Raw genomic sequence first — 11,943 nt, forward strand, 5'->3', positions numbered from 1 at the left:
AGACCAATTATTAAAAGAGATAAAATTTATGAGGTTGATGAGATGAGAACATTCATCCAACGAAAGAGTAAACTTATCTGGATAGTATATGCTTTGGAGCGAACATCCAAGAATGTTATAAGTTTCTGTGTCGGAAAGAGAACAAATAAGACTTTACATGCTGTAATAAAAACGTTGGAATTATCTAAGGCAAAGAAAATTTATACTGATGGACTGAGGAATTATAAGTCACTTATTCCTATTGACCTCCATGCTGTTAAACCATTCGGTACAAATCGTATTGAGAGAAAGAACCTAACATTGCGGATTCACCTGAAAAGACTGAATCGCAGGACTATTTGTTTTTCAAGAAGTTTACTTGTTCTAAATGCCGTTTTAAAGATTTATTTCTGGGGTTAAAAAGAAAACTTATTGTATTCATTCTTTTTAGCAGTAATACCTAAAATAGTTGACACTATAGAAATTTATGTCAAAGGAGCGAAAAAAGGTAGAGATAATTTACATACAACTGTCAACTATATTATGAGGTATATGATAAACTAATACAAATCGACACAACAAATTTTTCTATAAAAAATTTTTCTTAATTATTGATTAAATTTCTGAAATAAAAAAGGTTTTAATCTTCATTTTTTAACTTTCGTTGACTAAATGTTGACTAAAACCTTTGTAAGATACTGCAAATTGGCAGTTTTTGTGACCCCGAAGGGATTCGAACCCCCAACCCTCAGAGCCGAAATCTGATATTCTATCCAGTTGAACTACGGAGCCAATTTAAATTTTATGAAGTTAGATGAATCTGATATTAATCGAATTATCCAAAAATCTAATAATCTATTATACCAACGATTTTTTTACTACTGTAGAAATAGTCTTGCCATCGGCTTTACCGGCAAGCTCTTTAGAGGCTATACCCATTACTCTGCCCATATCTGCCATACCGGAAAAACCGTTATCAGCAATAATTTTTTTCACTATTGCCTCAACTTCCGCTTCAGACAACTGCTCCGGCAGGAATTTTTCAATCACGGCAGCCTGTGCCAGTTCCGGTTCGGCAAGATCTTCCCGCCCCTGCTCAACATATATTGCAGCACTGTCTTTACGCTGTTTAACCAGTTTTTGCAGTAATTTTATTTCTTCTTCTTCAGAAATTTCTTCTTTAGCACCACTCTCAGTCTGTGCAAGTAATATGCCCGACTTTATGGCTCTTAATGCTTCAAGTGCCACAGTATCTTTTGCTCTCATGGCATCTTTCAGGGCGGTCATAATATCTGTCTGTAAGCTCATAGGGTACGGTTTTATAATTGTGCCAGCGAAGATAAAAAAATAACCCGAAAATAGCATTATATTTTCGGGTTAAGAATCAAGTTGAGTTAGTTAATCCACATTATCATGAAGGAACGAGTTGTTAGATCGTAACTGTAAATCATCGTTACTATCAGTTCCTAAAGAAAAACGTGATTTGCTGTTATCCGCGCGCGATTCATTTAAATCAATCCCCATTCGCTTATAGGCAGGCTCTTTTTCAATCTCATCAATTTTAGATGAATTGTTATGGAATTTATAATTAAACTCCTTCATTTTCTTCCTGCGCTCTTCGGCTCTTACACGAAGTGTTTCTTCTATAGTCATCTCCACCGGAGAAATTTCTTCATATCCCGATGAAGTTTTAACCCCCTCCGGTTGCTCTGTCTTTCTGAGTGTTAAATTCAATTCCTCACTCACAGGCTCTTCTGCTTTAGCCTCAGGTTTGGATTGTAATAACTCTTTTTCTTTTTCCAGATAATCCTCAAGCGAGTAACGTATTACTCCTGTTTGGTTTACCTCTGTAACAGGCACTACACGCACAGGCTCGTTTACTTTTATATCACGAGTTTCATCTGTAAGCTCAAAAAAGTGCTTTTCTTCCTGATTTGCTTTAGCAACTATCGGGGCAAAAGTAAACTGTATTTGTTCTTCTTTCTTTACAATTACAAATTCCGGGTCGTGCACCTCAATATCTCTTATATCTTTTACCACCTGTGGTTCAACCTCTGTTTTTGGCGAAACTATTTCAAAAAATACATCAAGTCCGTTGATGAACTCCGAAGACGGTATCTCATCCGTTTCCGTCTCCGCTTCAGGCTTTTTTTCGATTACTTCATCTTCAAGAGTGTAAACCACTTTTTCCTGCTCTGCAACAAGCTCTTCTTTAACCTCTTGCTTAGTATCTTCGGCAGCAGGAGCAGAAAAATCAAATGAGGATAATGATGATTTTTGTGATAAATCAGTTACCAGCTTTTGCTCTTCTTCAAGCGCATGGATAATTTTTTTAGGCTCGGTATTCACTATTTCATTTTGCTGCTCTGCATTAAACCCCGTAGCAATAATAGTAACTGCCACAGCTTCGCCTAAAGTTTCATCTTCACCCACACCCATAATAATGTTGGCATTAAAGCCTGCTTCTACCTGTATGTAGTCGTTAACTTCGCCTATCTCATCTATTGTAATCTCATTCGTACCCGAAACAATGAGCAACAATACATTTTTAGCGCCTGTTATCTTATTATCATTAAGCAGCGGAGAGTCGAGCGCACTTACAATGGCATCTTTTGCCCGGTTTTCTCCCGTAGCGGTAGCCGACCCCATTATAGCCGTACCACTGTTGGCAAGAACCGTTTTTGCATCTTTAAGGTCAATATTCTGAGTATAATGGTGCGTAATTACTTCGGCAATACCCCTTGAGGCTGTTGCCAATACTTCATCCGCTTTAGAAAAACCTGCCTTAAAGCCAAGGTTACCATATACCTCTCTTAATTTATTATTATTGATAACGATTAAAGAATCTACTTGTTTTCGTAATCTTTCTACTCCTGCTAACGCCTGCTCGGAGCGAACTTTGCCTTCAAACTGAAAGGGTATTGTAACGATACCAACGGTAAGGATGTCGCGCTCCTTAGAAAGCTGCGCAATTACCGGGGCAGCACCCGTACCGGTACCACCGCCCATACCTGCCGTGATAAATACCATTTTAGTATTCGTATCCAGCATTTTTTCGATATCTTCTATACTCTCCAATGCAGCCTGTTGTCCTACTTCAGGGTTAGCACCCGCACCAAGACCTTCGGTAAGGCTCACGCCAAGCTGTATTTTATTTGGCACAGGGCTGTTTTGCAACGCCTGAGAATCGGTATTACATATTATAAAATCAACACCTTTAATTCCCTGCTTAAACATGTGGTTTATTGCGTTGCTGCCGCCACCGCCTACACCAATTACTTTGATAACGTTTGACTGATTTTTTGGTAAATCAAACGAAATGCTTCCAAAATCTGAATTGCTCATCATATCCATCGGGTTTTTATTCTGCGTTATCTAAAAAATCTTTAATCTTATCTATATACTTATCGAAAAATGAACGTTTTACACGTTTTTCTGTCGATTCAGCCTTATTTATATCTCCTGCTGTTACCTCTTCAAGCCTTTCTTCTACCGCCGGCTCGTGCACCACATTCATTGCAGGCTGTGGAGCGGTTTTTTGTAGCTCTACCAAAGGTGTTGCGCTCTTAGTATTGTTACGAATACTGTTCATTACCAAACCTACTGCTGTAGCATATAACGGGCTTGATATCTCTTCGTCAGAGTTTCCGGCAAGGTGCTCGTTAGGATAGCCTATACGGGTGTCCATACCTGTAATATACTCTACCAGTTGCTTGATATGCTTTAACTGCGAGCCGCCACCGGTAAGCACTATGCCTGCTATCAGTTTTTTGCGGGGGTCTTCGTGTCCGTAGGCTTTTATCTCGGCAAACACCTGCTCTACAATTTCTACCACACGGGCATGTATTATTTTAGAAAGGTTTTTAAGTGATATTTCTTTTGGCTCACGCCCTCTCAGTCCGGGGATAGAAACAATTTCATTATCCTTATTTTCTCCCGGCCATGCCGAACCGAATTTCACTTTAAGCAACTCTGCCTGCTTTTCTATAATAGAGCAGCCTTCTTTAATATCTTCGGTTATTACATTACCGCCAAAAGGTATTACTGCCGTATGGCGGATGATACCGTCTTTAAAAATTGCCAAATCGGTAGTACCGCCACCTATATCAATAAGCGCTACACCGGCTTCTTTCTCCTCCTGGCTCAATACTGCATCTGCCGAAGCAAGCGGTTCAAGCGTAAGCCCCGAAAGGTCTAACCCTGAACTTTTAATGCACCTGCCCACGTTGCGTATGGATGACGCCTGCCCTACCACTACATGAAAGCTGGCTTCGAGCCTGCCGCCATACATACCTATGGGTTCTTTTATTTCGGTTTGCCCGTCTATTTTAAATTCCTGCGGCAATACGTGTATTATTTCTTCACCCGGCAACATTGCCAGTTTATGCACCTGATTGATAAGCAGGTCGATATCCTCCTCGCCTATTACCTCTTCAGGGTTATTTCTGCTGATGTAATCACTGTGCTGTATGCTGCGGATGTGTTGCCCGGCAATACCCACCACCACATCATTTATTTTATAGCCCGAATCGGCCTCGGCATCCTGTACCGCCTCTTGTATGGATTGGATAGTTTGGGTAATATTATTAACAACACCTCTTGCCACACCAAGGCTTTTGGATTTACCAACACCCAAAATTTCTAATTTCCCATATTCATTTTTCTTGCCTATCATCGCAACAATCTTAGTTGTCCCGATATCTAAACCTACTGCAATGCTGTCTTTTTCCATATCCTATTTTTTGGTGCACACAACCTGTTGTGTAAATTTCAGATTTATTGTTTTGTATTGCCCTATCACGCTGTCCTTAGAGGCATCTTGTACAAATGCCATATAGTTTTTAAGCTTTCTCTCTATATTAAACGGTACTCCAAACTCTATTTCATAGCTATAACTCCTGCTCCTCATTTTCAGGCTTCCGTTAGGATTCACTTGAATACCGATAATGTTTTTTTTTAAGAAATCATTGTTGTATAAATACAACAGGAGCTCTTGTAGCTTTTCATTTTCTATTTTATCAAGCTCCCCGGTTACCAGCGGTACGCGCGCTGTATAGCTTTCTGAGAGGGGCATTTGATCTCCATTACGATCTATGTAATATGATTGTGTCCCCCGATACACCCGTGCAATCGGCATTTTCTGCCTTATCACTGCCTTTAGTTTTCCGTCTATTGTGGCGTAAACCTCTGCCTTCTCAATCATTGGATTATCGTCAAGAGACTTTTCCAGCTTATTCAAATCTAATTTATCTTTCCGTACATCCGTAACGTTAGCATAATTTTGTATCAACAACTTATTAACTTTATCACGCGTGATAAAGTTCTCGGTTTCTTCAAATGTTATCCCTATTTCTTTTAGCCACCTTGTCTCATTTCGCTTTCCCGAAAAAGAGTAAAGGAATACTACCACAAGCAGTATGACTACAAGCCTTACGTTATTCCAATTAATTTTTTTCATGCAAAACTTTTTTAATTTCAGGTACTAATTCACCTATATCACCCGCGCCTATGGTAACAATTACCGAGGCATCGGTTTTTTTCAATAAAGGCAGTAAACCTGCCTTACTCACTAACTTTTTGTCAGGGTTCTCTATCATATCCAGCAACCATTGCGAGGTTACTCCTTCAATAGGCAACTCGCGCGCCGGATAAATATCCAAAAGCACTATATTTTCGAATGCCGAAAGGCTCTTGGCAAACCCTTCTGCAAAATCTCTTGTACGGCTGAAAAGGTGTGGCTGAAACACTGCCAACACTTTCTCATCGGGGTATAACTCGGTTACTGCCTGATGTACCGCATCTATCTCGGTAGGGTGGTGTGCATAATCGTCTATATACACCAATCCTTTTTCTTTTATCTGATATGAAAACCTGCGCTTCACTCCTTTAAATGATGCTAATGCTGCTGCTATAGCACTTGTTTCAACTCCGTAGGTGGCTGCCATAGCAAATGCCAGTAAGGCATTACTAAGGTTATGCCTGCCCGGAAGGGCAAATTTTACTTCTTTTACGGTTTCGGCTGGGGTTGTTATATCAAACACATACCAACCGTTTTGTATGCTTATATTGTTGGCAACAAATGTTGCATCATCCTCTATTCCTACCTGTACTGCCTGTAACGGAAGCCCTGTAGGTACAAAAAGGTGTTTTTTATTTTGAACTTTAGCCGCAAACTCCCTGAAAGAGTCTTCTATTGCTGCCGTATCGCCATATATATCCAAATGGTCGGCATCCATACTGGTTACACAGGCAATATTAGGGTGCAGGTGTAAAAAGGAACGGTCGAACTCATCTGCCTCTACTACCGTAACGGTTTTACCGCTACCGATAAGGTTAGAGTTATACCCTTCTACCACGCCGCCTAAAAATGCGGTAACATCTACCCCGCTTTCGTAGAGTATATGCCCCAGTATGCTGGATGTTGTGGTCTTACCATGTGTACCCGCTACTGCAAAGCAAAAAGTGCCTTTGGTAATAATACCCAGTACTTCGGCACGTTTTTTTATTTCGAAGCCATTATCAGTAAAATAATTCCACTGCAAGTGGTGCTTAGGCACTGCGGGTGTTACTACTACCAATGTTGCCCCCTTATCCAGAAAAGATGAACCTATAAGCTCTACCTTATCGTCAAAATGAACAGCGATGCCTTCTGCCTCCAGCGCGTTGGTAAGCTGCGTGGGGGTGCGGTCGTAACCGGCTACATTTTTGCCTATATGTTTAAAGTAGCGCGCTAAGGCACTCATGCCGATACCGCCAATTCCTATAAAATAGACATTATGTATGTTATCTAACTGCATATAGCTTTTTATTAGCTTCTTAGTTTCTAAGCCTCTTTAGTTACTTAGTCCCTCTAACTCCCCAAAGGGGAGAATTATTTAATTAATTTTACTATTTCGTCAACAATATCTTTTGTTGCATTGGGTTTGGCGAGTTTTTTTATATTCTCGCTTAACTTTTGCCTTTTTTCTTCATTTTTGAGTAAGTCTTCAAATACGGGTTGAAATTGTGTGTCTAACTGTGACTCTTTCAACAGCAATGCGCCTTCTTTGTCAACTATTGCCTGTGCGTTTTTCGTCTGGTGGTCTTCGGCAACATTGGGAGAGGGTATAAACACTACCGGTTTACCCACTATGCAAAGCTCTGAAACGGATGATGCTCCTGAACGGGATATTACTATATCGGCTGCTGCATATACCAAATCCATCCTGTCGATATACGAAAGTACCTGCACTCCTTCTTTTTCGCCGTAAGCTTGATATTCTTCAAAATACAGTTTACCGCATTGCCATAGTATCTGTATATCTTGTGCGAGGAGCCATGTAAGCTCTTTGGCTATAAGTTGGTTTATGCGTCTTGAACCCAGGCTGCCGCCTAATACTAATAAGGTCTTCTTTTCAGTATTAAGTCCGTAAGCCTGTATTGCCTCTTTACGTTTTTCTTGTACCGATATGAGGTCTTCCCGCACAGGGTTACCTGTTACTACAATCTTTTCTTTAGGGAAAAACTGTTCAAGCCCCTCATAGGCTACACATATCTTTTGTGCCTTTTTAGCCAGCCACCTGTTGGTAATGCCCGGATATGAATTTTGCTCCTGCAGTACCGCCGGTATGTTAAGCGAAGCTGCTGCCCTGAGCAACGGACCACTGGCAAAGCCTCCGGTACCTATAACCGCATCAGGCTTAAACTGTTTTACTATTTTGCGCGACTTTACAAGGCTGCTCATTAATTTCAGGGGAAACATAGCATTATCCAAAGTCAGCTTGCGCTGAATGCCTGCTATCCAAAGCCCTTTAATTTCATATCCTGCCTGTGGTACTTTTTGCATCTCCATTTTATCTTTTGCGCCTACAAAAAGTATTTCGCAATCAGGAAAACGATGCTTCAATTCATTTGCAATAGCAATAGCAGGATAGATATGCCCTCCTGTACCGCCACCACTTAATATGAATTTTTTATTGCTCATTTTCTACTATCTCTATTATCTTTTATCTCTCGTCTATTATCTATTTCCCCATTACAGCGTGCATGGGGTTCTTTGCTTTATCCTCTATACTGTAAGAAGGTTCTGCAATACCTGCAGCCTCTGCTTCCTCCTGCTGTCTTTCTCTCAGTATATGTTCGTCTATTATTTGTTTCAGGGCTGCTTCGCGTTCTTCTTTCTCTGCCAGTTCCTGCGCCACTTCTTCTTCTTTCTTGGTCACGCTTATAATGATTCCTATGGCTATACAGGTCATCCATACAGAGCTGCCTCCACTGCTTATCAGTGGCAACGTTTGCCCTGTTACAGGCAGTAGCTCTACCGCCACGCCCATATTAATAAGTGCCTGAAATATTATCGGGAAACCAAGCCCCACTATGAGCAGCTTACCGAACAGGCTCTTGGCTTTGTGTGCCGATACCAAAAACCTGAAGAACAGGATCAGGTAGAGGAACAGCACACCCAGCCCGCCCACTAATCCGTATTCTTCGACAATAATGGCGAAGATAAAATCGGATGATGATTGCGGGAGGAAGTTTTTTTGCACACTTTTACCGGGTCCTAAACCGTATATCTGCCCTGTGGCTATGGCTATTTTTGCTTTTTCTATCTGGTAATCATCTTCATTGGGTTCATCGGTAGTAAAGCGTTCTATACGGCTCATCCAGGTATCTACCCTGTTGGGCATTGCTTTTGGGAATGCCATGGCAAACAGTACAAACAGCGTTAGCCCTGTTACGCCTATACCTATTATCATGGCGAGATACCGCATGGGGTACTTGCCTACAAAAACCAGCATGCACACCATTGAAAATATGAGCGCTGCCGTAGAAAAGTTAGCCGGCAGTATAAGTGCCAGTATGATAAATACAGGTATCCACAGTTCTATAAACGATGACTTGAAGGTTACTTTTTTATCTTCTATCTTGGCAAGGTAGCGGGCTACATATACCATGAGTACTATCATTGCCAGTGCCGATGTTTGGAATGTAACTCCAATGAACGGGACTTTTATCCATCGGCTGGCATTGGCTCCGCCTATAACTGTTCCCTGGAAAAAGGTAAATACTAACAGTAACCCTACTATGGGCATTGCTATTTGCGATAATGCCCTGTAGTAATGATAGGGCACTTTGTGCACAAAGTAAATAAGTGCAAAACCAATAAATATATGAACAAGGTGTTTAACCAAATACCCAATGGTAGAGCCCTTACCTATTACATACACAAGATTGGTGCTTGCGCTGAAAACAGGCATGAACGATATAAGGGCCAGTAGTACTACAAACGACCAGATCCCTTTATCTCCCTTTAAGTTTTTGATTAATTCTTTCATTTTAACTTTAACTTATCTTTACTCCTTCGTTTTTTAGATCCTTCCTTCGTCAGGATGACAAAAAACAAAGTGCATAACTTTATAAATTTTGTACGGCAGCTTTAAACTGTCTGCCTCTGTCTTCATAACTTTCAAACAAATCGAAACTTGCACATGCCGGCGACAGTAATACTGTATCGCCTTTTTCGGCAATTCTCTGGGCTACTTTTACAGCCTCGCTCATGCTTGTAGTTTCTACCATTACATCTACCACATTGCCAAATGCATTGATGATTTTTTGGTTATCTACCCCAAGGCATATTATTGCCTTTACTTTTTCATTAACCAACTGCATCAGCTCGTCATAATCGTTGCCTTTATCTACCCCTCCTACAATCCATACGGTAGGTGTTGTCATGCTGTCCAGTGCAAAAAATGTGGCATTGGTGTTGGTAGCCTTACTATCATTAATATATTGTACATTTTGTATTTTAAGTACTTTTTCAAGGCGGTGTTCTACCCCCTGAAAGTTGGAAAGACTCTCTCTTATAGTTTGTTTCCTGATACGCATAAGCTGTGCAACCGCTGTTGCTGCCATGGCGTTCTTTACATTGTGCTTTCCTTCTAATGATAATTCGTTTATTGGCATTTTAAATTCCTCCTCTATTTTGCTTAAAATTGTGTTGTTTTCTATATATATTCCCTCTTTGTTATTGCCCGAAAGCGAAAAGGGTATTTTTTTTGCTTTAATTGTATTCTGTTCCAGCCATTTTGCTATTACCTCGTCATCGGCATCATATATCAGGTAATCCTCTTCTGTCTGGTTCATTGTTATCCTAAACTTTGCCGCTATATACAATTCATACTTATATTCATATCGGTCAAGATGATCGGGGCTTATATTGGTTATTACTGCGATATGCGGTTTATAGCTCTCTATACCGTCAAGCTGAAAACTGCTTAACTCCAGCACATAACTGTCGTGTTTGTTTTCGGCTACCTGCCAGGCAAAGCTTTTACCTATATTACCGGCAAGCCCCACGTGCAACCCGCCTTGTTTTAACAGATGATGCGTTAACATGGTAGTGGTTGTTTTACCATTACTGCCTGTAATGCCTATGGTTGTTACTGTGATGAGCTGTGATGCAAACTCTATTTCGGAGATTACAGGTACACCTTTTTCTTTCAGTAACTTTACTATGGGCGATTTATCCGGTATGCCCGGGCTTTTCATGACCACATCTGCATTCAGTATCAAGGCTTCGGTATGCTTCCCTTCTTCCCAATCCAGTTTATTAAGTGCAAGAACTTCTTTATAACTTTCTTTTATTTTTCCAAAATCGGATACAAAAACTTCATATCCTTTTTTTTTGCCGAGTATCGCAGTACCTACACCGCTTTCTCCGCCCCCCAGTACTACCAGTCTTTTTGCCATACTATCTTAGTTTTAATGATACCAACGAGAATATGGCAAGCATTATGGCTACAATCCAAAAACGGGCTACAATTTTACTTTCATGATACCCCTTTTTTTGGTAGTGATGGTGCAAAGGCGACATCAGGAAAATACGTCGTCCCTCGCCATATTTTTTCTTAGTATATTTAAAATAGCTTACCTGTACTACTACCGATAAATTTTCGGCAAGAAAAATACCGCACAATATGGGTATTAGTAACTCTTTGCGTACCGCTATTGCCAGCACTGCTATTATACCGCCTATGGTAAGGCTACCCGTATCGCCCATAAAAACGGAAGCGGGATAGGTGTTATACCAAAGGAATCCGACCAATGCTCCTACAAAAGCGGAGATGAATACCGTCATTTCTCCTGAATTGGGGATGTACATTATATTCAAATAATTAGAAAATATAATATTACCCGAAACGAAGGCGAATATACCCAACGTAAGTACTGCTATTGCCGAAGTTCCCGCAGCAAGCCCATCGATACCATCCGTAAGGTTAGCACCATTAGATACTGCCGTAATGATAAATATCACTATGGGGATAAATATCAGCCATGCAAAGTCTTTATAATTGTCGCCTGCCCACGAAAGCAAATCGGCATAATCAAATTCATTATTTTTAAAGAACGGAATAGTGGTAGCGGTCGATTTTTCCTCTGTAGGTATTGCCGAAACCATATCATGCTCCGGAGTGGTTGCATAAATATCTACTTTAGAGGTATCAGTACGCACTGTTACGGCAGGATGAAAATAGAGTACATAGCCCACTATAAGCCCCAGTCCTACCTGACCGATAACTTTAAACTTGCCTTTAAGCCCTTCTTTATCTTTTTTAAATTTCTTTATATAATCGTCTATAAAACCTATTGTTCCCATCCACAGGGTAGTAACTATAAGCAGCATTACATATACATTATCCAGCTTGGCAAGCAACAGTACCGGTATAAGGGTAGCTACTATAATAATAAGCCCGCCCATAGTTGGCGTACCTGCTTTTTGCGACTGTCCTTCAAGTCCTAAATCGCGCACTGTTTCGCCTATTTGCTGCCTGCGTAAAAAGTTGATTATCTTTTTACCAAAAACGGTAGAGATGAATAACGACAGCATAACCGCCATACCCGAACGGAATGTGATGTACTGAAAAACACCTGTGCCCGGGATATCTAATTGTTTATCTAAGTATTCAAATAAATAGTACAGCATAT

At 40.6% G+C, this 11,943-nt stretch carries 10 protein-coding genes and 1 tRNA gene; 1 reads left to right on the plus strand and 10 read right to left on the minus strand.

Annotation, left to right across the window (positions count from 1 at the left end; translation table 11 throughout):
* Nucleotides 1–399, plus strand: a 399-nt coding sequence (locus tag E0W68_RS10130; protein WP_255508587.1) for an IS1 family transposase, incomplete at its 5' end; no start/stop codon positions are given.
* A gap of 298 nt (nucleotides 400–697) precedes the next feature.
* Here the strand turns inward: E0W68_RS10130 and E0W68_RS10135 are convergent.
* The 10 genes from E0W68_RS10135 to mraY all read right to left on the minus strand — a co-directional run bounded on the left by E0W68_RS10135 (nucleotide 698) and on the right by mraY (nucleotide 11,941).
* Nucleotides 698–771: transfer RNA gene (locus tag E0W68_RS10135), tRNA-Arg, on the minus strand.
* A gap of 66 nt (nucleotides 772–837) precedes the next feature.
* Nucleotides 838–1,287, minus strand: coding sequence for a GatB/YqeY domain-containing protein (locus E0W68_RS10140; RefSeq protein ID WP_135219318.1), 450 nt, complete (start codon nucleotides 1,285–1,287; stop codon nucleotides 838–840).
* A gap of 90 nt (nucleotides 1,288–1,377) precedes the next feature.
* The gene (gene ftsZ / locus E0W68_RS10145) at nucleotides 1,378–3,327 is read right to left on the minus strand and encodes a cell division protein FtsZ (RefSeq protein WP_135219319.1); all 1,950 of its coding nucleotides are present in this window, start codon (nucleotides 3,325–3,327) and stop codon (nucleotides 1,378–1,380) included.
* 13 nt (nucleotides 3,328–3,340) lie between these two features.
* Nucleotides 3,341–4,711 carry a cell division protein FtsA gene (ftsA, locus tag E0W68_RS10150; RefSeq protein WP_135219320.1) on the minus strand — a complete coding sequence of 457 codons (1,371 nt, stop codon included), beginning with the start codon at nucleotides 4,709–4,711 and terminating at the stop codon, nucleotides 3,341–3,343.
* A gap of 3 nt (nucleotides 4,712–4,714) precedes the next feature.
* A complete protein-coding gene (locus E0W68_RS10155) occupies nucleotides 4,715–5,437 on the minus strand; it encodes a cell division protein FtsQ/DivIB (RefSeq protein WP_135219321.1) in 723 nt (240 codons plus the stop codon).
* A complete protein-coding gene (murC, locus tag E0W68_RS10160) occupies nucleotides 5,424–6,776 on the minus strand; it encodes a UDP-N-acetylmuramate--L-alanine ligase (RefSeq protein ID WP_135219322.1) in 1,353 nt (450 codons plus the stop codon). Before murC ends, E0W68_RS10155 begins: the two co-directional genes overlap by 14 nt.
* 74 nt (nucleotides 6,777–6,850) lie before the next feature.
* Nucleotides 6,851–7,942, minus strand: coding sequence for an undecaprenyldiphospho-muramoylpentapeptide beta-N-acetylglucosaminyltransferase (gene murG, locus E0W68_RS10165; protein ID WP_135219323.1), 1,092 nt, complete (start codon nucleotides 7,940–7,942; stop codon nucleotides 6,851–6,853).
* Between the two features lie 40 nt (nucleotides 7,943–7,982).
* On the minus strand, nucleotides 7,983–9,293 hold the full coding sequence (locus E0W68_RS10170; protein ID WP_135219324.1) for an FtsW/RodA/SpoVE family cell cycle protein: 1,311 nt from the start codon (nucleotides 9,291–9,293) through the stop codon (nucleotides 7,983–7,985).
* Nucleotides 9,294–9,372: 79 nt separating this feature from the next.
* Complete coding sequence (gene murD, locus E0W68_RS10175; protein WP_135219325.1) at nucleotides 9,373–10,707, minus strand: UDP-N-acetylmuramoyl-L-alanine--D-glutamate ligase; 1,335 nt, start codon at nucleotides 10,705–10,707, stop codon at nucleotides 9,373–9,375.
* A gap of 1 nt (nucleotide 10,708) precedes the next feature.
* A complete protein-coding gene (gene mraY / locus E0W68_RS10180; RefSeq protein ID WP_135219326.1) occupies nucleotides 10,709–11,941 on the minus strand; it encodes a phospho-N-acetylmuramoyl-pentapeptide-transferase in 1,233 nt (410 codons plus the stop codon).
* Nucleotides 11,942–11,943 lie beyond the last annotated feature (2 nt).

The organism is Flavobacterium salilacus subsp. salilacus (assembly GCF_004634195.1).
Lineage (GTDB): Bacteria > Bacteroidota > Bacteroidia > Flavobacteriales > Flavobacteriaceae > Flavobacterium > Flavobacterium salilacus.

Coding starts and splice junctions, on each gene's coding strand:
- E0W68_RS10140 (WP_135219318.1), bottom strand. CDS start 1,287: ATGAGCTTACAGACAGATATTATGACCGCCCTGAAAGATGCCATGAGA.
- ftsZ (WP_135219319.1), bottom strand. CDS start 3,327: ATGATGAGCAATTCAGATTTTGGAAGCATTTCGTTTGATTTACCAAAA.
- ftsA (WP_135219320.1), bottom strand. CDS start 4,711: ATGGAAAAAGACAGCATTGCAGTAGGTTTAGATATCGGGACAACTAAG.
- E0W68_RS10155 (WP_135219321.1), bottom strand. CDS start 5,437: ATGAAAAAAATTAATTGGAATAACGTAAGGCTTGTAGTCATACTGCTT.
- murC (WP_135219322.1), bottom strand. CDS start 6,776: ATGCAGTTAGATAACATACATAATGTCTATTTTATAGGAATTGGCGGT.
- murG (WP_135219323.1), bottom strand. CDS start 7,942: ATGAGCAATAAAAAATTCATATTAAGTGGTGGCGGTACAGGAGGGCAT.
- E0W68_RS10170 (WP_135219324.1), bottom strand. CDS start 9,293: ATGAAAGAATTAATCAAAAACTTAAAGGGAGATAAAGGGATCTGGTCG.
- murD (WP_135219325.1), bottom strand. CDS start 10,707: ATGGCAAAAAGACTGGTAGTACTGGGGGGCGGAGAAAGCGGTGTAGGT.
- mraY (WP_135219326.1), bottom strand. CDS start 11,941: ATGCTGTACTATTTATTTGAATACTTAGATAAACAATTAGATATCCCG.